The sequence below is a fragment of the Micromonospora sp. NPDC002389 genome, from assembly GCF_040296095.1.
Lineage (GTDB): Bacteria > Actinomycetota > Actinomycetes > Mycobacteriales > Micromonosporaceae > Micromonospora.
Genome location: NZ_JBEOWP010000011.1, coordinates 60,805 through 78,686 on the forward strand (window position 1 = coordinate 60,805; position 17,882 = coordinate 78,686).

Genomic DNA, 17,882 nt, shown 5'->3' on the forward strand with positions numbered 1-17,882 from the left:
CTCACTCCTGTCCAGGGACGGCCCGACCCAGCAGGCCGAGGAAGGAACTGTTGAGCAGTGCGGCGTCCGCCGCACGGATGGGGTGGTGCCCGAGCAGCAGCGCCTGCCCGTAGAGCGCCTCGACGGCGAGCCCGACCAGCTCCGGGTCACCGAGTGCGGTGATCCGGCGTACCAGCGGGTTGCGGTGGTTGAGCACGAGCTGCGGTCGGTCCGCCGGGGCGGAGGCGGCCAACGCGTCGAGTACGCCACCCCACAGCTCGTCGGCCTTGTCCCGGCTGGCAGCGAGCTGGTCGGTGAACGCGGCCGAGCGGCTGAGCAGGTAGAGCGCCGGGAGCGAGGCCGGATCGTAGGCGCGGATCAGCACCTCGCAACCGAGCCGTTCCAGGGCCCGGCCGGCGGCGGTGAGGAACGGCCGCAGCGCCAACTCGACGTGCGGTTCGAGGGCGTGGAACCGGGTGGTCAGGTCGCTCGGTTCGAGCCGTTCGATGAGCACCGTACGGTCCACCGTGGGCAGTCGCTCGATCAGCTCGCTGTCGTACGTGTAGCCGCCGTTGACCACGGCCAGGTCCTGCGCGGCGGCGACGGCCGCGAGCTGACGGAACTCGTCCAGGCTGGCGGCGTACCGGACCAGGCCGTAGCGCTGCCGGAACTCGGCCAGGGTGAGCGTGCCGACGTTGGTGTCCATCGGCCACCACTGGTCGACCAGGGTGAGCATCTCGTCGTCGTGCAGGGCGAGCGCCTTGACGCCGAGGTGGTGCACCTGGAGGAACTCGGCCAGCCGGTGCGGCTGGTGCTTGGCGAGCCGGACCAGCCAGCCACGGATCTGTGCGCCGAGCGACTCGCGGGTGCTGGTGAGCAGGGAGTCCTCGTAGAGCGCCTCGCGGCTGGCGGTGGGCCGAAGCTCGCTGGTGTCGACCACGCAGTGCGCGAAGAAGGCCCAGTCCGGCAGCAGGCCGTCGGCGTGCTCGGTGAGCAGCATCCGCTTGAGGTAGACCCGGTGGCCGGCCCGGGCGGCCGGGTTCACGGCCGTGGGCAGGATGAACGCCACCCCGGTCAGCCCGGCCTCCGGCACCCGCAGCGGCACCACGTCGAACGGGTCGACGCCGAGCGTCTCGCGGGCGTACGCGATCAGGGCGGCCCGGTCCACGGTCGCGCCGGGGCTGGTCGCCCAGGGCGGTTCCCCGGCGGTGGTCACCACGCTGCCGACCCGGACGGTCACCGGCAGCAGACTGCCGTAGAGGCGGGCCAGCTCGGTGACGGTGGAGGTGGCGTACCACTGGTCGGCGTCCTGACGCGGCACCAGGGTGACCGTGGTGCCGACCTCGGCGCGCGCCTCCTGCGGCGGGGCCAGGCGCACCGCGTAGCGACCGTCGGCGTAGCCGGTCCAGAGCACGGTGGGGTGGTCGCCGTTGCGGGTGACCACCCGGATCTCGTCGGCGACGAGGAAGCAGGAGAGCAGCCCGATGCCGAACTGGCCGAGGAACTCGTGGCGGGAGAAGCCCAGCTCGTCCCGTTTGGAGCTGCGGCCGATGGTGGCCAGCAACTCGTGCACCTGCGCCTCGGTCAGCCCGACGCCGGTGTCGTGCACCCGCAGGGTGCCGTCGCCGGTCAGCTCGGGCGGCTCGATCCGGACCAGGGACGGCGCGTCCGGCTCGGCGGCCCGACGCGCGGTGATCGCGTCCACCGCGTTCTGCATCAGCTCGCGGACGTAGACCCGTGGGCTGCCGTAAAGGTGATGACTGAGCAGGTCGACCACGCCACGCAGGTCAACCTGGAAGGTACGGTCCACGCCTTGTCCGCTCCCCGCTCCCGGATGTCGGCGCCCACCGTACCGGTGCGGGCCGACATCCGCGTGCCCGATTCCTCAGCGAGACCTCGCCGGGTGGGCCACCTTATCGGACGCGCGTTGGCTGAGCCCGGAGAGCCGCAGGGCGACCCGTCGACGGACCGGTGGCAGCGCCGAGAACAGGCGCAACAGCGCGTCCCGGGCGGGATGTCCGGCGGACGGCACGATGGCGAGCCGGGTCAGCCGGTCGGCGAAGCCGGCCACCTCGTGGGCGAGCGGGCGACGCCGGGCCGCGTACCCGTCCAGGAGGGCGTCCGGCGACTGCCGGACGCCCTGAGTCGATCAAGGGGTTCTGGTCAGGATCGGACGGTGAGGCCCCCAAAACTTCTTGATCATCTCGACGGGTGGGGCGTTTGGCGGTCGGGGTGTCGCCGGACCCGCTGGGCGTCGACACCTGGCCTGCTCACCTCGGGTCGGGGCCCTTCACGACGGGAGCCCGGACCAGGTTGCCCCACTCGGTCCACGAGCCGTCGTAGTTGCGCACATGCGGGTACCCCAGCAGGTGCCGCAGCACGAACCAGGTGTGGCTGGACCGCTCGCCGATCCGGCAGTACGCGATCACGTCGTCGTCCGGGCTCAACCCGAGCTGGTCGGCGTAGATCGTCCGCAGCTCGTCGGCCGACTTGAAGGTGCCGTCGTCGTTGGCGGCCGACTTCCACGGCTTGCTCACCGCACCCGGGATGTGCCCGCCGCGCAGCGCGCCCTCCTGCGGGTAGTCCGGCATGTGCAGCATCTCGCCGGTGTACTCACCCGGCGACCGCACGTCCACCAGCGGCCGGTCGGCGGCGACGTGCGCCGACACGTCCTCCCGGAACGCGCGCACCGGCGCGTCGTCGCGCTGCGGCACCGGGTACTCCGCCCTCGGCCGGACCGGCTTGTCCCGGGTCAGCTCCCGCCCCTCGGCGATCCACTTCTGCCGACCGCCGTCGAGCAACCGCACGTCCCGGTGACCGAAGAGGGTGAAGACCCAGAGGGCGTACGCGGCCCACCAGTTGAAGTTGTCGCCGTAGAAGACGACCGTGTCGTCCCGGCCGATGCCCTTGGCCGCACACAACTCGGCGAACCGCTCGGCGTCCAGGTAGTCGCGGGTCACCTGGTCGTTCAGCTCCAGGTGCCAGTCGACCTTCACGGCACCGGGAATGTGGCCGGTGTCGTAGAGCAGCACGTCCTCGTCGGACTCGACCACGACGAGACCGTCGTTGCCGATCTGCTCCGCCAGCCATTCGGTGGTCACCAGTCGCTGCGGGTCCGCGTACGACTGGAGTCGGGGATCGGGATCACTGGGCACAGACATGAGCCCCAAGGTACGCCGAGCAGCCGCGTCCGCGTGGGGTTGTGTGTAAGGAGGGGTCCCCTGCTAACGCCTCCGGTATAGCAGGGGACCCCTCCTAACAAAGATCAGCGGATGCCAGCCGATCCCCGCCCGTCGGGCAGATGTTGGTGCGGCGAGTCTGCGTGCCCTGGCTCAGGGCTTGATGACGTTCCAGTTCTGGTGCTCACCGAAGTTCCTGGGAAGGGTGTAGACCTCGCCCAGGTCCTTGTCCGGGTGCCCCGACTGGTGCCAGTTGCTGTCCAGCAGACGGTTGGTGGCCCGATTCGCGAACGTGAGGTGGTGGGCGTCGACAGCCTTCCACTGCTGGTGGTGGTTACGGATGTTGCAGGGCAGCGTGTACACCTTGCCGGCGCCGTTGCTGTCCAGGCACCGGGCGGTCGCCAGGTTCGACAACACGAAGTGGTTCGCGTCGACGTAGACGACCAGCCACACCTGGTTGTTGTTGCCCCGCACACAGCTCTTGGCATAGACGCTGTCCCCACGGGTGTCCAGGCACTTGAAGGTGGCCCGGTTCCGCACCTTCAAGAGTGCGGACCCCGCGGGGGACGACGCTGCCGTGAACCCCGGTCCGGCCGCCGCCGCAGGCGCCCCCACGACCGCGGTGCCGGTTGCGGCGAGGCATGCCGACATCGCGAGGGCGCTGACGCCCCGGATCAGCACGGACCTGACCGACTTGATGATCTTCAACAGTTCTCCTCGGGTCAACGGCGGAGACTGGACGCCTCCGCTCGTCGCACCTGCACCGACGATCGGAACGGCACTCGGGTTCAGCTGACCGGGAGTCCTTCTCGAAGGGTCATCGTGCGGTCACCAGCCGCCTTCAAATCCGCTCGCCCGACCTCTCGACGATCCATGAAGCGGCTGGGCAGAGCCGGGATCAACCGTCCGAGCGATCGGCCCGGTCGGCGAGGATCAACGGACTGAGGGCGGGGCGTTTCGCGGTGCGGGTGTCGCCGGAGGAGCGGCCGGTGAGGCGGCGCTTGAGCCAGGGCGCCAGGTGTTGACCGGCCCAGCGCAGGTCGGCGGTACGGGCGGCCAGCCACGGGCTCGGCGTCGGCCTCGCCGGCACGAGCAGCCACTCCTCGTCACAGCCGACGCCCAGCGCGTCGAGCACCTGGGCGGCGACCCGGCGGTGACCGACCGGCGACAGGTGCAGCCGGTCGGTGCTCCAGAGCAGCGGGTTGAGGTACGTGTCGTCGGCGTACAGGTCGACCAGGATCGCGCCGTGCCGCTCGGCGGTCTCCCCGACGGCGCGGTTGAGCAGCTCGACCCGGGGTGCGATCAGCCGCTGCCCCGGCAGTCGGGCCATCACGTCGGCGAACCGGAACAGCACCACGTCGGAACCGCCCGAACGCAGATCGCGGACGACCTCGTCGAAGCGGCCGACCAGCGCGGCCGGGTCGAAGTTGCGGCGCAGCACGTCGTTGCCGCCGGCGGCGAAGCTGATCAGGTCGGGCTTCATCGCCAGCGCGGACGGCACCTGTTCGGCCACCACGTGCGGGAAGAGTCGGCCACGGATGGCCAGGTTGGCGTACCGGAACTCGGGCCCGGCCTCGGCGGCCAGCCGGGTGGCCACCAGGTCGGCCCACCCCCGGAAGGTGCCGTCCGGGTACGCGTCGTCCAGGCCCTCGGTGAAGCTGTCCCCGACCGCGACGTAACTGCGCCAGCGCACTGCTCACTCCTCGAAGCTGCGGGTAAGGCTGCCGGTGTAAGGCTGCCGGTAAGGAAGGGCACCTTATTAACGCCTGCGGTATAGCAGGGGACCCCTCCTAACACCTGGGAGTCTGGCACCGGTCGCATTCACCGGTCTGCCCCGCGTTCGCCGAACGTGGCAGACGTCATCCATCCGGCGACGCGGCGGGCAGGCGGCAGCGGCCGGTGCAGGCGCGCGGCGGGTCGACCGCCGAGCGACGGTACGGCCCCCATGCCACGAACCGGGCAAACAGCTCAGGCGGTGTCGGGCCGCCGTCCGGGTCGAGCCGGAACAAATCGTGTGTCGCCTCGAAGTACAGCCCGGACAGATAGACGGCCAGGTCGAGCCAGCGATTGTCGTACTCGACACGGAGCAACAACCGCGCCTCAGCGCAGGGCCACGAGTGCCCGCAGGCCCGACACAACCAGAGCGGGCGCAGCGGCAGATGCTGCGGGCCGGACATCGGGTGCTGCCGGGGCCGCGCGGCCGCCGGGCCACGACGCGGCACCGGGTACGACTTCGGGTGGGACATCTCGACCTCCGCCTCCGGATGACACCGCCCCACGGCTTGTCGGGCGGAAAGGGTCGCCGACCACGGCACCGGGGTTGCCGAACGTCGGGTGGCCCGTCGACACCACGGCCTCGGGCAGCCGGACATCGGTGGAGCCGCCGACACCACGGCCTCGGGCAGCCGGACGTCGGGTGGGGCCGCCCCGGCACGGGGGAGGTGCCGGGACGGCCCCGGTGCAGTCCCACCCCGTCCCCGGTGGATGGGAGCAGGACCGCCGGGTGACAGTCTGCTGACCGGACGACTACTGTCGGAAGGCATCGACACCGGCCGTGGCGATGGTGACGCCGGGCCGGGCATCCATCCGAGCGGCCGAGAATTCGTGGAGGCAGTGTGGAATCCGAGCCGACCGCCGAACTGATCCGGGCACAGTTGCGCAGGCTGCGACTCTCCGCCGATCTGACCCAGGAGGATTTCGGCAAGTTGGTGCACTTCTCCGGCTCGCAGGTCTCCGCGATCGAGCTGGGGCAACGCCCGTTCGACCGGCTCTTCCTCAAGCGGGCCGACGAGGTACTGAAGAGCGACGGCCTGTTGTCAGGGCTACTGCGCATCGCCGAGCTGCACGGCCAGCCGAACTGGCTACGCCCCTGGCTGGACGCCGAGCGCAACGCGCGGCAGTTGCGCTGCTACCACCCGACGCTGATCCCCGGCCTGCTCCAGACCGAGCATTACGCCCGAGCGGTGATCCAGTCCGACGACATGCTCAGCGACGAAGAGGTCGAACGGCGGTTGGCGGTACGGATGGATCGGCAGGCGACCCTCGCCCAGCCGAGCCCACCGGCCCTCATTGCGGTGATCGAGGAGACCACCCTGCGCCGAGCTGACGAGAGCTTCCGGAGCATCATGGCTCAACAGATCGGCCACCTGCTCGAATACGTCAAGCGCGGCGGTGTGCTAGTGCACCTCATTCCTGCCGAGGCAACCGTCCATGTCGGACATGCCGGACCGATCACTTTGGCCCGAGGGGTCGAGGGCGAATGGCTGGGGCACCTGGAGAACCAGGTCGGCGGCACGACCATCGACCGGGACGAGCAGATCGATACCCTGCTGGTGAGGTGGGAAGGCGTCCGCAGCGTCGCCCTTCCCAAGGGACAGTCCGAAGTCCTGATGAAGGAAGTGATGGAGTCATGGTCCACGATCTGACCGGCGCAGACTGGCGCAAGTCCTCCCGCAGCGCGAGCGGCGAGTGCGTCGAGGTCGCCGCCAACCTGCCCGGCATCGTCGGTGTGCGCGACAGCAAAGACGCCACCGGCCCGGCACTCGTCTTCACTCCCTCCGCCTGGCACGCTTTCGTCACCGAGGCCAAGCGCCCCTGACCCGGACGCCCCTGACCTAGACGGCAACGACCGCGCCGCAGGTCAACAACGCCAGCACGGCTGGACCGGCAGGGATCAGGTCAGCGACGTCACCTGCATGATCGCGTCGGCGAACTCCCGTGGCGCTTCCTGCGGCAGGTTGTGCCCGATGCCGCCGCTGATCGCGCGGTGCTCGTACGGGCCGGTGAACTGCTTGGCATACACCTGCGGTTCCAGGTGGGGTGCGCCGTTGGCGTCGCCTTCGAGGCTGATGGTGGGCACCGTGACGGCGGGCTTGTCGGCCAGTCGGTCCTCCAGGTCGGCGTACTGCGGCTCGCCGCCGGCCAGGCCCATCCGCCAGCGGTAGTTGTGGATCACGATGTCGACGTGGTCGGGATTGTCGAGGGAGGCCGCGCTCCGGTCGAACGTCGCGTCGTCGAAGTGCCACCGCGGGGACGCCGTCCGCCAGATCAGTTTGGCGAAGTCCCGCAGGTTGCGGGCGTACCCCTGACGGCCCCGGTCGGTGGCGAAGTAGAACTGGTACCACCAGGCGTGCTCGGCCTCGGGGGGCAAGGGTGCCTTGCCCGACTCCTGGCCGTCGATCAGGTAGCCGCTGACCGCGACCAGACCGGTGCAGCGGTCCGGCCAGAGGGCGGCCAGGATGTCGGCGGTGCGGGCGCCCCAGTCGAATCCGGCCACCGTCGCCCGCCGGACGTCGAGGGCGTCCAGGAACGCGACCGCGTCGCAGGCCATGGCCGCCGGTGCGCCGTTGCGGACGGCGTCGGGCGAGCGGAAGCGCGTCGTGCCGTAGCCGCGCAGGTGCGGCACGAGCACCCGGTGACCGGCGTCGGTGAGCAGCGGCACCACGTCGGCGAAGCTGTGGATGTCGTACGGCCAACCGTGCAGCAGCAGGACGACCGGCCCGTCCGGCGGTCCGGCGTCGACGTAGCCCACGTTCAGGACACCCGCGTCGATCTGCCGCACGTCGTCGAACAACGCCCCGCTCCTCGCCCTCGATCACCGACCGGTTCCCCCGGACGGTAGGACGGGACGGAAGGCGAGGACGACGGTTCCGGCAAGGACGGCGGCAGCCGCTGCGGCGCTGGCTAGAATTCCGCGTCGCCGCTGCCGCGCAGCAGGTCGAGCAGCCCGTGACCGTCCTCGACCCAGGCGTCCGGCGCCAGCTCGGGCGCGTCGGGCTCGCGGTCGGTGCGCGGCGAACGCATCAGGACCGCCGCCCCGACACCGGCCCGCCGGGCGCAGGCCACGTCCCGGTGCAGGCTGTCACCGACGAACCAACACCGATCCACCGGTACGCCGATGGCGTCGGCGGCCAGCTCGGCGAAGCGCGGGTTCGGCTTCCGCAGCCCCGTCTCGTCGCTGTAGAACTCGGCGACGAACCGGCCGGACAGCCCGGCGGTGGCCAGGAAGTCGCGGTGGGCGGCACCGCAGAACGCGTTGCTGACCACGGCCATCGGCACTCCCGCCTCGGCAGCCGCCGCCAACGCCTCGGGGATGCCGGGCCGCACCTGCCACTCGGTGCGCCACGTCGACGCGTACGCCAGCGGGGTGGCCTGTCGCGCGACGGCGGCTCGGGCCGGTTCGGGCCAGGTGTGGGTGACGAAGTCCGCCCACACCCGGTCGTGCGTCAGCTCGACCGGCTCGGCCGAGACGCCGGTCTCGTCCCGCCACCGCGAGTATGCCCGCGCGCCCTCGGTCAGGTCGGCCGCGATCCGCTCGTCCGGCAGGGCACCGTCGATCACCTCGGACATCCGCCGGACGACCTCCGGCGCCGCCCACCCGTTCCCCGGCGCGTCCGCCAGCACACCCCCGAAATCCAGCAACAGTCCGCCCGGCGCCCGCATCATGCCCCCATCCTCGCCCACACCTTCACCGGGCGACGGGCCGGTCCGTCACCCACCGCTTCAGGGGCGTACCCGGCTCAGCGCCCAGGCGACGAGGCCGGTCACCACGCCCACGATGACGCCGGTGAAGACGCTGCTGATGGTGGCGAAGAACCGGATGACGACCGTCTGGGCAACCGGGGCGAGATCGGTCAGGTTGCCGCCGAGCCTCGGCGGTTCGTCGAAGGCGACGTCCCAGAGGAGTTGGTGGGTGACCGCCAGCAGGACGCCGTAGCAGAGGCCGACCGCGAGCAGGGTCAGGAACGGGTTGGGTACCCGCCGCACCAGCGCCACCGTGATCCAGACGACCGGCGGTACGACCACCAGCACCAGGTTGACGAAGGTGCGTTCGTGCACCAGGCCCAGGTCGTGCAGCACCACCCGGGGCAGTCCGAGCAGCGCCAACCCGACCAGGGCGAGCAGTGGCAGGCCGAGCCCGGAGCGGTGCGAGGTAGTGGTCATGCCGGCAACGCTAGGGACGACCGGGCCGCCCGCCATCCGCACGCGGACCCGATCGCGGTACGTCGGGAGGCGACCCCGGACGTCGCCTCCCGACGACTCCGGAGCCCCCCGTCCGCGCCGTACGCTGGGCCGGTGAGCGGTCAGCCGAGCCAACCTCCGGTACGCCGGGTCCGGCCCTGGCTCACCGACGTACTCCTCGGCGTGGGCGTCACCGCCGTCGTCTCGGTGGTCATCACCGCCAACGAGGGTGGCCGTCAGGAGCCGGACCGGATCGCGTACCTGTGGGCGGTCGGTCTCGGCGCGCTGATGCTGGCCCGCCGCCGCTACCCGGTGGTGGTGCTCGCCGTCACGGTGCTCGGCCTGTTCGCCTACTACGCCGCCGGCTACCCGGCGGTCGGTCTGGCCGTGCCGGTGGCCGCCGCTCTCTTCTCCGCCGCCGAGCAGGGCCGCCTCGCCGCCTCGATCAGCGCCGCCGTGGTGGTGGTCGTGGTCTCGGTGGTGGTCCGCCTCGCCGAGGGGCAGAACTTCTCCTTCGTCGTCGGCTACGAACTGGCCGGTCACGTCCTGCTGATGGGCGCGGCGATCGCGCTCGGCGACAGCCTGCGGTCCCGGCGGACCGCGCAGACCGACGCGCGACGGATCGCCGAGTTGACCGAGGAGCGTTACCGGCAGGAGGCGGACGCCCGGGTGCAGGGTGAGCGGATCGCGATCGCCCGGGACCTGCACGACTCGCTCGGCCACACCACCTCGGTGATCGCGTTGCACGCCGACGTGGCCCGGGAGGCGCTGGGCCGCGACGAGGAGGCCACGCGGTCGGCCCTGGAGCTGATCCGCGCCACCGCCCGCCGGAGCATGGACGACCTGCGGCGAACGGTGGCGCTGCTGCGCCGGGACGACGACCCGCCCCGGACGGTCGTGTCGCTGGCGCACCTGGACGCGGTGACCGGGGCGGCCGGTGCCGCCGGGTTCGACGTCGACGTGCAGGTCCGGGTGCACTCCGCGCTGCCGGCACCGGTGGAGGCCGCCGCGTACCGGATCGTCCAGGAGGCGGTCACCAACGTGGTCCGACACTCGGCGGGCAGCCGGGTGGAGATCCGCATCGCGCAGGACGACCGGCAGGTCACGGTGTCGGTCACCGACTCCGGCGCCGACCGGCCGACCACCGACCGGGCGACCGACGGGGGGAACGGCATCGCCGGGATGCGGGAGCGGGCCCAGAGCCTCGGCGGGTCGCTCACCGCCGAGCACCAGGCCACCGGTTTCGCCGTACGGGCCGAACTGCCGTTGGCGGGTACGACATGACGACCGTGCTCGTGGTCGACGACCAGGACCTGGTCCGGGCCGGAATCCGCACGCTGCTGGAGTCCGACGCGCAGATCAGCGTCGTCGGGGAGGCCGCCGACGGCCGCACCGGCCTGCACCTGGCCCGCCGGCTGCGGCCGGACGTGGTGCTGATGGACATCCGGATGCCGATCCTGGACGGGTTGGCGGCCACCGCCGCGATCCGCGCCGACGAGACGCTGACCGGGACCCGCGTGCTGATCCTCACCACCTTCGACGACGACGAGGACATCGTCGAGGCGGTCCGGCTCGGAGCCGCCGGGTACCTGCTCAAGGACACCGGCTCGGACGACCTGCGGCGAGCGGTGCACACCGCAGCGGCCGGTGGGAACCTACTCTCGCCCACCGTCACCCGCCGGGTGATGGAACAACTCGCCGCCGTTCCCCGGTTGCCGCCGCCGGACCCTCGGCTGGCCGTGCTCACCGAGCGGGAACGGGCCGTGCTGGCCCGCGTCGGTCTGGGCGAGAGCAACGACGAGATCGGTCGCGCGCTGTTCATCAGCCCCGCCACCGCCCGCACGTACGTGAGCCGTCTGCTGGCCAAGCTGGACGCCCGGGACCGGACCGCGTTGGCCGTCATCGCCCACCGGGCCGGGCTCGCCGACCCCGACCGCGACTAATCGGATCGCCGTCCCGCACCTTCGGTCGTACGCTGCGGCAATGCTGCTGCGCATGTCGACCACGCTGATCCGGACACTGCGCGAGGACCCGGCCGACGCGGAGGTGCCGAGCCACCGGCTGCTGCTGCGCGCCGGTTACCTGCGCCGCGCCGCTCCGGGCGGGTACACCTGGCTGCCGCTGGGCAAGCTGGTGCTGGACCGGGTCGCCGAGATCGTCCGGGCCGAGATGACCGCGATCGGCGACCAGGAAGTGCACTTCCCGGCGCTGCTGCCGGCCGAGCCGTACCGCACCAGCGGACGGTGGACCGAGTACGGCGACGACATCTTCACGCTGGCCGACCGGCGTGGCGCCGAGCACCTGCTCGCCCCCACCCACGAGGAGTTGGCCGCGCTGCTGGTGAAGGACCTGTTCACCTCCTACCGCGACTTCCCGGTCACGTTGTTCCAGATCCAGACCAAGTTCCGCGACGAGGCCCGGCCCCGTGCCGGACTACTGCGCGGACGCGAGTTCCTGATGAAGGACGCGTACTCCTTCGACCTGGACGAGGCGGGGCTACGCGCGGCGTACGACCGGCACCGGGACGCGTACCGGCGGGTCTTCGACCGGCTGGGCCTGGAGTACACGGTGGTGCACGCGACATCGGGCGCGATGGGCGGTTCCGCCTCGGAGGAGTTCCTGGCCATCGCGCCGGTCGGCGAGGACACCTTCGTGGGCTGCACGGACTGCCATTACGCGGCCAACACCGAGGCGGTGACGACGCCCGCCCCGGCAGCCGGTGACCCGCTGGCCCGGCCGCCCGTCGAGGTGCACGACACCCCGGAGACGCCCACCATCGCCAGCCTGGTCGCACTGGCCAACGAACGCCGACTCGCCGGACGCGACGACTGGACCGCCGCCGACACCCTCAAGAACGTCGTGCTGACCGTACGCCGACCCGGCGTCGACGAGACCGAACTGCTCGTCGTCGGGGTGCCCGGTGACCGCGAGGTGGACCTCAAGCGGCTGGCCGCAGTGCTGGCACCGGCCACCGTGGACGTCTTCGACGCCTGGGACGAGCGCCCCGACCTGGTCCGGGGCTACATCGGGCCGCAGGTCTTCGACAAACTCGGCATCCGCTATCTGGTCGACCCCCGGGTGGTGCCCGGCACCGCCTGGCTGACCGGGGCGAACGAGCCGGGACGGCACGCCACGAACGTGGTCTGTGGCCGCGACTTCACGCCGAACGGCACCGTCGAGGCCGCCGACGTCCGACTCGGCGACCCCTGCCCCGCCTGCGTCGGCGGGAGCCTCACCATGCGTCGGGGCATCGAGATCGGGCACATCTTCCAGCTCGGCCGCCGCTACACCGACGCCTTCGCGGTCGACGTCCTCGGGCCGCAGGGCAAGCCGGTACGCCCCACCATGGGCTGCTACGGCATCGGGGTGTCCCGGGCGGTGGCCGCGATCGCCGAACAGCACCACGACGACCGGGGACTGGTCTGGCCGGCGGCGATCGCCCCCTGCGACGTACACCTGGTGGCGGCCGGCAAGGGTCCGCAGGTCGAGGTGGCGCTCGACCTCGGCGCCCGACTGGCCGCCGCCGGCCTGCGGGTGCTGGTGGACGACCGGGCCGGAGTCTCCGCCGGGGTGAAGTTCACCGACGCCGAACTCATCGGTATCCCGCGCACCGTCGTGGTCGGCCGACGCCTGGCCGACGGGTACGTCGAGGTGCGTGACCGGTCCACCGGAGAACGTGCCGAGATCCCGGTGGAGAACGTGACGGACCATCTCGTCGAGGAGTTGGCGCGAAACGTGGTGTAGCGGTCACGTAACGGGGTACGGCATCCCGATCGGCAGATGGTGTTCTGGAGGCTCTCATGACCGAGTATCGGGTCGTCGATGTGATGACCAAGCAGGTGATCTACCTGTCGGCGGAGACCACACTGGACGAGGCCGCCCGGGTGATGCGGGACGCCGACATCGGCGACGTGGTGGTGACCGACGGCGCCGAACTGGCCGGCATCCTCACCGACCGCGACATCGTGGTCCGGGCGGTGGCGGAGAACGCCAGTGCGACGACCGCCACCATCGGCTCGATCCTCACCCGCGAAGTCGTGATGATCGAGCAGTTCTGCACCGCCGCGAAGGCCGCCGCCCTGATGCGCGAGCGCGGTATCCGCCGCATCCTCGTCTGCGACCACGAACGCAAGCTGGTCGGCATCGTCTCCCTAGGCGACCTGGCGATGCAGCTCGACCCCACCTCCGCCCTCAGCGAGATCAGCGAACAGGCCCCCCAGGTGTAGGGACAGGTGTAAGGAAGGGCCCCTTCTTAACGCCTACGGTAGAGAAGGGGTCCCCTATTAACACCCACCGCGCACCGCGAGCCGCACCGCGCACCGCGCACCGCGCACCGAGCGCAACACGCGCACCGCAACCATGCGCGACCGCGCTCACCGCACCGCAAAGCCACCGTGGTCGCGGCCGTACTCCGGCCGCGGCCGCAGCGCCGAGCACGCCGCCGGTAGCCTGGCGGAATGCCCGAGATGCCGAGCAAGCTGGCGGAGATCGTCGACGAGTTCGCCTCCGCACCCCGTGAGGTGGTGCTGGAGATGCTGCTGGAGTACTCCGACGCGGTGCCGCCGCTGCCCGCCGACCAGACCGGCCATGAGGGCATGGAGCAGGTGCCGGAGTGTCAGACGTCGTTCTTCCTGCGCGCCGAGGTGACGCCCGAGGGCACCGTCCGCACCCTGTTCGACTGCCCGCCGGAAGCGCCCACCACCCGCGCGTTCGCCGGCATTCTCGCCGAAGGGCTGGCCGGCGCGAGCCCGGAGCAGGTGCTCGCCGTCCCGGACGACCTGTACCAGCGGATGGGTCTGGCGCAGGCGATCAGCCCGCTGCGGGTACGCGGCGGCAATGCCATTCTTGCTCGACTGAAGCGCCAGGTCCGCGAACAGGTCGATTGATCGGCACCGACAGGCCCCGGAGCAGGCCCGGGGCACGCGCGACAGACCCCCGCGACTCGCGCGACAGGCCCGGGGCACGCTAAGGCCCCGGGCGCAACTGTCGACGCGATCTCCCGCCAGCTTCTCGCGGGCGGATGTCCACGTCGAGAGAGCAGGTCCGGCCGGAAGCGGGTCGGCTGTCTTCACGTGGCAGACGCGGGAGCGGACTGACCATCTCGATGCGGCAGACGCGGGAGCGGGCCGGATCACTCACCGGCAGGTCCGGGACCAGGCCGATTGGTTCTGGAGCAGGCCGACTGAATCATCCGAGAGCAGCAGACGGGCTGACTCTGCCGGCACAGCCGGGAACAGATCGGCGTACCGGCGGGTTGTCTCCGGGCATGGAGATCGACATCTACGCCGACGTGGTCTGCCCCTGGTGCTGGATCGGCCTGCGTCGCCTGGAGGAGGCCCTCGCCTCGTACGACGGTGAGGTCACCGTCCAGCATCGCCCCTTCCAGCTCGACCCGTCCCCGGTGACCGAGCCGGTGCCGCTGCTCGACGCGTTGGCCGCCAAGTTCGGCGGTCCGGAGCGGGCCCAGCAGATGGCCGCGCAGGTCACCGAGATCGGTGCGAGCGTCGGGCTGGAGCTGAACTTCTCGCAGGCGATCGCGGCAAACACGTTCCAGGCGCACCGGCTGATCGACTGGGCGTCCGAGCGGGGTCGCGGCACCGAGACGGTGAACGCCCTACACAAGGCCCACTTCACCGACGGCGTCGACATCGGCGACCGGAAGGCGCTCGCCGAGATCGCCGCCGGTGTCGGGCTGGACGGCGCGGAGGCCCGCCGCTTCCTCGACTCCGAGGAGGGCGTCGCCACGCTCGACGCGGAGCTGACCGAGGCACGGCAGCTCGGCATCACCAGCGTGCCGACCTTCGTGTTCGCCGGGAAGTACGGAGTCTCCGGCGCCCAGGAACCGGCCACCCTGCTCGCCGCACTCAACGAGGTCGCGGAGCGTGAGGCCGCCGGCTCCTGACCCATCGACGGCGGCGATGTTTCACGTGCAACCACATCGACGCCGCTCGACGGTCAGACCGGCTTGGCCAGGTCCTCCATCACCCGCGCACCGGGCAACGCGGCCAACGCCGGGCCCGGCAGGGCGATCTTGCTGTGCCGCACCCCCGACCCGATGATCACGTACGGTGCGGCCACCACTCGGGCGTCGACCAGGATCGGCCACTCCGGCGGCAACCCGATCGGGGTGATACCGCCGTACTCCATGCCGGTCGACTCGACCGCGTCGGCCATCGGGGCGAAGCTCGCCTTGCGTACGTCCAGCGCGCGCCGGGCCACCCCGTTTACGTCGGCCCGGGTGGTGGCCAGCACCACGCAGGCCGCGTACCGGACGATGCCCTCCCGCTTGCCCGCGACCACCACGCAGTTGGCCGACTCGTCCAGCCCCACCTGGTACGCGTCGCAGAAGGCGGCGGTGTCGGCGAGTTCGGCGTCGATCGACGCGACCAACACCGCGTCGACGTCCACCGGCGCGTCGGCGGGCCACTGCGCCAGCGCGGTGGCGACCGGCGCGGCCAACAGGTCGGGGCGACCACGGGCGGGCTCGGTGTGCAAAGTTCCCATCACGGGTGCGATCGTCGCATCCGGGACGGGTGCGATGGTCACCGAGGCCCCCGGCGTGCGCCACGGTCACCCCGCGCGCCGGGTCGGCGGCCAGCCGTGGAGCGACCGGCAACAGGACACGCCAGTCCCATCGCCGGTCAGCCGTTGGTGAGGAAGCCGTGCTCCTGGAGCATCGCCCGGTCCCGGGCGACGGCCATCTCCTCCGCCCGCTCTGCCTGCACGCGGCGCGCCTCGATGTCCTCCAGAGCGTGTCGGACCGCGAGCCGGATCACCCCGTAGAGGAAGACGAAGCCGCAGACGTACAGAAGGCAGGTGACGACGAACGTGAGCATGAGTCGACGGTAGGGCGAACGTGAACGAGAACGAGCGTCATCTTGTCGTCGTTCCCCCGTACGTGTCGGCCAGGTAGTCCGCCCAGGTCCGCCGACCCGTCGGGTGGGCCTCGGTGACCAGTCCACCGTCGCGCAGCTCGCGACCGAGACTGCCGGGGAACCGCACCGGCAGCATCGGTCGGCGGGACTTCCGCGCCTGCCGCCAGGTGCGTACCGCGTCGTCGAACCGCAGCACCTCGGGGCCGCCGTACTCCACGATGCCGTCGCGCGGACCGGCGCGCAGCAGCTCGATCAGCTTGTCCGCCACCTCACCGGGATCGACCGGCTGGGCCACCACCGCCCGGTCGGCGATCACCGGGCCGAGCTTGCTCGACTTCTGCAGCAGCTCGTCGAGGAACTGCGGGAACTGGGTGGCCCGCAGCACCGTCCACGGCACCCCACCGGCGGCCACCACCTGCTCGGCGGCGAGCTTGTGCCGGTAGTACACGTACGGCACGCGGTCCACGCCCACGATCGAGATGTAGATCAGGTGGGCTACGCCCGCCTCGGCCGCCGCGGTGACCAGCCGGCGGGTGCCGAGCACGTCGATCTCGTGGGTACGCCGGGTCGGTGAGGACGCCAGGTGCAGGATCGCGTCCACCCCGGCCACCGCCGCCGCGACGCCCGCGCCGGTCGCCAGGTCCGCCACCACCCACTCGACACCCGATCCGGTACGCGCCCGCCGGCTGGTGGCCCGCACCTGGAACCCCTGGGCGACCAGCCGGGGCAGCACCGCCCCGCCGAGTCGGCCGCCCGCTCCGGTGACCAGTACCCGCATGTCAACCTCCTTCATCGACTACCGGGACGACGGGTCGAGGACGATGTGGCGTGACAGTCGTGGGCCACCTCACCGGACTAGGTCCAGCACGGTGAGTACGACGAAGAACGCGATCACCGCCTCGCTGACCAGCCAGGCGTGGCCGTTTGCCCAGTCCCGGATCCGGGGCAGCACCGCCGCCGCCCGACGACCGAGCAGCAGCAACGCCAGCAGCGGCAGAGCCAGCAGCGTCAGGGTGAGCAGCATGAACGGCAGCAGGTGCCACCACGGCAGGCCCTGCCGGGCGGCACTGGCGCCGACCGTGAGCATGGTCAGGTCATCGGCCGGCATGGCCAGGAAGAGCAACAGGCCGACTCGGAGCGCATACCGGCCGGTGGCGTGTTGGAGCCGGCCCATCCAGGCGGGCGGCCCGGAGTGGCGCCGCAGGAACACCACCGCCGCCAGGACGGCCAGCAGCACCAGGACGAGCCAGTCGACGATCCGTTCGAACCGGCCGTCACGGTCGTCGACGCTGATCCGGAACAGGTGGGTGACCAGCCAGGCCAGTGTCGTACCGCCGCTGACCACGATGGCCGCGCCGGCGAGGTAGCCCAGCGAGGCGACCCGTGGCCGGTCGGAGGAGGCGAAGAAGACCGCCGCCACCAACTGGGTCCCGGCGACCATGACCACGGCCAGCGGCAGGAGAGTCAGGAAGTTCATCGCGTGCCCATCCTCCCGGCTGCCTCCGCCCCGCACTCCGGATTCGGCGGATGCGCACGCCCGCCGAGGTCAGGCCACCGGGATCAGGCCGAGGGACCAGGCCACGCAGGTCACGCCGCCGACCAGGGCCGACGCGACCAACGCCACGGCGGTGGCGCCGCGCTGCTGACCCCCGATGTGCAGCAGTGCGGCGCTCACCCCCGCCCCGCACGCCCAGCCGATCCGCGTCACGGACCGGACGGGTCACGCGGCGACCGCACCGACCCGTCGACGCCGGGCTCCGCCTCGAAGGCCAGCAACGAGACCAGGGCGACGCTGCCCACCGTCATCGCCCGCAGCCGAGCGGCGAAGATCGTCTCCGCCGACGCCAGGCCCGAAGCCGAGGCGGTGGCGGTGGCGGTCACCGAACAC

General features: G+C 71.5%; 23 protein-coding genes. 8 read left to right on the forward strand and 15 right to left on the reverse strand.

Annotated elements, in window-relative coordinates; all coding sequences use genetic code 11:
- Nucleotide 1 precedes the first annotated feature (1 nt).
- From ABT008_RS21140 to ABT008_RS21165, 6 genes are all read right to left on the reverse strand, one after another.
- Complete coding sequence (locus ABT008_RS21140) at nucleotides 2-1,789, reverse strand: HSP90 family protein (protein ID WP_350697948.1); 1,788 nt, start codon at nucleotides 1,787-1,789, stop codon at nucleotides 2-4.
- Between the two features lie 75 nt (nucleotides 1,790-1,864).
- Nucleotides 1,865-2,050: a hypothetical protein gene (locus tag ABT008_RS21145; protein ID WP_350697949.1), complete on the reverse strand. Its 186-nt coding sequence runs from the start codon at nucleotides 2,048-2,050 to the stop codon at nucleotides 1,865-1,867.
- 199 nt (nucleotides 2,051-2,249) lie between these two features.
- On the reverse strand, nucleotides 2,250-3,140 hold the full coding sequence (locus ABT008_RS21150; protein WP_350697950.1) for a sulfurtransferase: 891 nt from the start codon (nucleotides 3,138-3,140) through the stop codon (nucleotides 2,250-2,252).
- A 171-nt stretch (nucleotides 3,141-3,311) separates the two neighbouring features.
- On the reverse strand, nucleotides 3,312-3,704 hold the full coding sequence (locus tag ABT008_RS21155; RefSeq protein ID WP_502890473.1) for an RICIN domain-containing protein: 393 nt from the start codon (nucleotides 3,702-3,704) through the stop codon (nucleotides 3,312-3,314).
- A 352-nt stretch (nucleotides 3,705-4,056) separates the two neighbouring features.
- Complete coding sequence (locus ABT008_RS21160; protein WP_350697951.1) at nucleotides 4,057-4,851, reverse strand: SGNH/GDSL hydrolase family protein; 795 nt, start codon at nucleotides 4,849-4,851, stop codon at nucleotides 4,057-4,059.
- 166 nt (nucleotides 4,852-5,017) lie between these two features.
- Nucleotides 5,018-5,404, reverse strand: coding sequence for a hypothetical protein (locus ABT008_RS21165; RefSeq protein ID WP_502890474.1), 387 nt, complete (start codon nucleotides 5,402-5,404; stop codon nucleotides 5,018-5,020).
- A 369-nt stretch (nucleotides 5,405-5,773) separates the two neighbouring features.
- On the opposite strand from ABT008_RS21165, the gene ABT008_RS21170 reads away from it, so the two are divergent.
- Both ABT008_RS21170 and ABT008_RS21175 read left to right on the forward strand, forming a co-directional pair.
- A complete protein-coding gene (locus ABT008_RS21170; protein WP_350697952.1) occupies nucleotides 5,774-6,583 on the forward strand; it encodes a helix-turn-helix domain-containing protein in 810 nt (269 codons plus the stop codon).
- Nucleotides 6,568-6,756: a DUF397 domain-containing protein gene (locus tag ABT008_RS21175; RefSeq protein WP_350697953.1), complete on the forward strand. Its 189-nt coding sequence runs from the start codon at nucleotides 6,568-6,570 to the stop codon at nucleotides 6,754-6,756. The genes ABT008_RS21170 and ABT008_RS21175 overlap by 16 nt, the downstream gene beginning before the upstream one ends.
- Nucleotides 6,757-6,831: 75 nt before the next feature.
- Here ABT008_RS21175 and ABT008_RS21180 read toward each other — a convergent pair whose 3' ends face one another.
- The 3 genes from ABT008_RS21180 to ABT008_RS21190 all read right to left on the reverse strand — a co-directional run bounded on the left by ABT008_RS21180 (nucleotide 6,832) and on the right by ABT008_RS21190 (nucleotide 9,101).
- Nucleotides 6,832-7,731, reverse strand: coding sequence for an alpha/beta fold hydrolase (locus ABT008_RS21180; protein ID WP_350697954.1), 900 nt, complete (start codon nucleotides 7,729-7,731; stop codon nucleotides 6,832-6,834).
- 110 nt (nucleotides 7,732-7,841) lie between these two features.
- Nucleotides 7,842-8,603 carry an HAD family hydrolase gene (locus ABT008_RS21185; RefSeq protein WP_350697955.1) on the reverse strand — a complete coding sequence of 254 codons (762 nt, stop codon included), beginning with the start codon at nucleotides 8,601-8,603 and terminating at the stop codon, nucleotides 7,842-7,844.
- A 57-nt stretch (nucleotides 8,604-8,660) separates the two neighbouring features.
- Nucleotides 8,661-9,101, reverse strand: coding sequence for a hypothetical protein (locus ABT008_RS21190; protein ID WP_350697956.1), 441 nt, complete (start codon nucleotides 9,099-9,101; stop codon nucleotides 8,661-8,663).
- A 132-nt stretch (nucleotides 9,102-9,233) separates the two neighbouring features.
- Here ABT008_RS21190 and ABT008_RS21195 point away from each other — a divergent pair, with 132 nt between their 5' ends.
- The 6 genes from ABT008_RS21195 (at nucleotide 9,234) to ABT008_RS21220 (ending at nucleotide 15,021) form a co-directional block, all read left to right on the forward strand.
- Nucleotides 9,234-10,403, forward strand: a complete 1,170-nt coding sequence (locus ABT008_RS21195) for a sensor histidine kinase (RefSeq protein ID WP_350697957.1) — start codon at nucleotides 9,234-9,236, stop codon at nucleotides 10,401-10,403.
- Nucleotides 10,400-11,062, forward strand: coding sequence for a response regulator (locus ABT008_RS21200; RefSeq protein ID WP_350697958.1), 663 nt, complete (start codon nucleotides 10,400-10,402; stop codon nucleotides 11,060-11,062). Before ABT008_RS21195 ends, ABT008_RS21200 begins: the two co-directional genes overlap by 4 nt.
- A 40-nt stretch (nucleotides 11,063-11,102) precedes the next feature.
- Nucleotides 11,103-12,863, forward strand: a complete 1,761-nt coding sequence (locus ABT008_RS21205; RefSeq protein WP_350697959.1) for a proline--tRNA ligase — start codon at nucleotides 11,103-11,105, stop codon at nucleotides 12,861-12,863.
- A 56-nt stretch (nucleotides 12,864-12,919) separates the two neighbouring features.
- Nucleotides 12,920-13,345 (forward strand): CBS domain-containing protein, encoded by a 426-nt coding sequence (locus ABT008_RS21210; protein WP_350697960.1) that lies wholly within the window; start codon nucleotides 12,920-12,922, stop codon nucleotides 13,343-13,345.
- A 231-nt stretch (nucleotides 13,346-13,576) separates the two neighbouring features.
- Nucleotides 13,577-14,005: a SufE family protein gene (locus ABT008_RS21215; RefSeq protein WP_350697961.1), complete on the forward strand. Its 429-nt coding sequence runs from the start codon at nucleotides 13,577-13,579 to the stop codon at nucleotides 14,003-14,005.
- A 380-nt stretch (nucleotides 14,006-14,385) separates the two neighbouring features.
- Complete coding sequence (locus tag ABT008_RS21220) at nucleotides 14,386-15,021, forward strand: DsbA family oxidoreductase (RefSeq protein ID WP_350697962.1); 636 nt, start codon at nucleotides 14,386-14,388, stop codon at nucleotides 15,019-15,021.
- Nucleotides 15,022-15,074: 53 nt separating this feature from the next.
- Here ABT008_RS21220 and ABT008_RS21225 read toward each other — a convergent pair whose 3' ends face one another.
- The 6 genes from ABT008_RS21225 to ABT008_RS21250 form a co-directional block, all read right to left on the reverse strand.
- Complete coding sequence (locus ABT008_RS21225; protein ID WP_350698095.1) at nucleotides 15,075-15,623, reverse strand: YbaK/EbsC family protein; 549 nt, start codon at nucleotides 15,621-15,623, stop codon at nucleotides 15,075-15,077.
- A gap of 137 nt (nucleotides 15,624-15,760) precedes the next feature.
- Entirely contained in the window at nucleotides 15,761-15,955 is a 195-nt protein-coding gene (locus tag ABT008_RS21230) for a hypothetical protein (RefSeq protein ID WP_117227917.1), read from the reverse strand.
- Between the two features lie 37 nt (nucleotides 15,956-15,992).
- Nucleotides 15,993-16,772, reverse strand: a complete 780-nt coding sequence (locus ABT008_RS21235) for an SDR family oxidoreductase (protein WP_350697963.1) — start codon at nucleotides 16,770-16,772, stop codon at nucleotides 15,993-15,995.
- A gap of 69 nt (nucleotides 16,773-16,841) precedes the next feature.
- The gene (locus ABT008_RS21240) at nucleotides 16,842-17,471 is read right to left on the reverse strand and encodes a GAP family protein (protein WP_350697964.1); all 630 of its coding nucleotides are present in this window, start codon (nucleotides 17,469-17,471) and stop codon (nucleotides 16,842-16,844) included.
- Between the two features lie 69 nt (nucleotides 17,472-17,540).
- The gene (locus ABT008_RS21245) at nucleotides 17,541-17,669 is read right to left on the reverse strand and encodes a hypothetical protein (RefSeq protein ID WP_350697965.1); all 129 of its coding nucleotides are present in this window, start codon (nucleotides 17,667-17,669) and stop codon (nucleotides 17,541-17,543) included.
- Between the two features lie 29 nt (nucleotides 17,670-17,698).
- Complete coding sequence (locus tag ABT008_RS21250) at nucleotides 17,699-17,875, reverse strand: hypothetical protein (RefSeq protein ID WP_350697966.1); 177 nt, start codon at nucleotides 17,873-17,875, stop codon at nucleotides 17,699-17,701.
- Nucleotides 17,876-17,882: the final 7 nt, after the last annotated feature.

What these genes read in the sequence shown, in the direction of transcription:
- ABT008_RS21205 (WP_350697959.1), top strand. Translation starts at nt 11,103, where the DNA reads ATGCTGCTGCGCATGTCGACCACGCTGATCCGGACACTGCGCGAGGAC.
- ABT008_RS21200 (WP_350697958.1), top strand. Translation starts at nt 10,400, where the DNA reads ATGACGACCGTGCTCGTGGTCGACGACCAGGACCTGGTCCGGGCCGGA.
- ABT008_RS21230 (WP_117227917.1), bottom strand. Translation starts at nt 15,955, where the DNA reads ATGCTCACGTTCGTCGTCACCTGCCTTCTGTACGTCTGCGGCTTCGTC.
- ABT008_RS21165 (WP_502890474.1), bottom strand. Translation starts at nt 5,404, where the DNA reads ATGTCCCACCCGAAGTCGTACCCGGTGCCGCGTCGTGGCCCGGCGGCC.
- ABT008_RS21235 (WP_350697963.1), bottom strand. Translation starts at nt 16,772, where the DNA reads ATGCGGGTACTGGTCACCGGAGCGGGCGGCCGACTCGGCGGGGCGGTG.
- ABT008_RS21190 (WP_350697956.1), bottom strand. Translation starts at nt 9,101, where the DNA reads ATGACCACTACCTCGCACCGCTCCGGGCTCGGCCTGCCACTGCTCGCC.
- ABT008_RS21240 (WP_350697964.1), bottom strand. Translation starts at nt 17,471, where the DNA reads ATGAACTTCCTGACTCTCCTGCCGCTGGCCGTGGTCATGGTCGCCGGG.
- ABT008_RS21215 (WP_350697961.1), top strand. Translation starts at nt 13,577, where the DNA reads ATGCCCGAGATGCCGAGCAAGCTGGCGGAGATCGTCGACGAGTTCGCC.
- ABT008_RS21225 (WP_350698095.1), bottom strand. Translation starts at nt 15,623, where the DNA reads ATGGGAACTTTGCACACCGAGCCCGCCCGTGGTCGCCCCGACCTGTTG.
- ABT008_RS21210 (WP_350697960.1), top strand. Translation starts at nt 12,920, where the DNA reads ATGACCGAGTATCGGGTCGTCGATGTGATGACCAAGCAGGTGATCTAC.
- ABT008_RS21175 (WP_350697953.1), top strand. Translation starts at nt 6,568, where the DNA reads ATGGTCCACGATCTGACCGGCGCAGACTGGCGCAAGTCCTCCCGCAGC.
- ABT008_RS21150 (WP_350697950.1), bottom strand. Translation starts at nt 3,140, where the DNA reads ATGTCTGTGCCCAGTGATCCCGATCCCCGACTCCAGTCGTACGCGGAC.
- ABT008_RS21185 (WP_350697955.1), bottom strand. Translation starts at nt 8,603, where the DNA reads ATGATGCGGGCGCCGGGCGGACTGTTGCTGGATTTCGGGGGTGTGCTG.
- ABT008_RS21220 (WP_350697962.1), top strand. Translation starts at nt 14,386, where the DNA reads ATGGAGATCGACATCTACGCCGACGTGGTCTGCCCCTGGTGCTGGATC.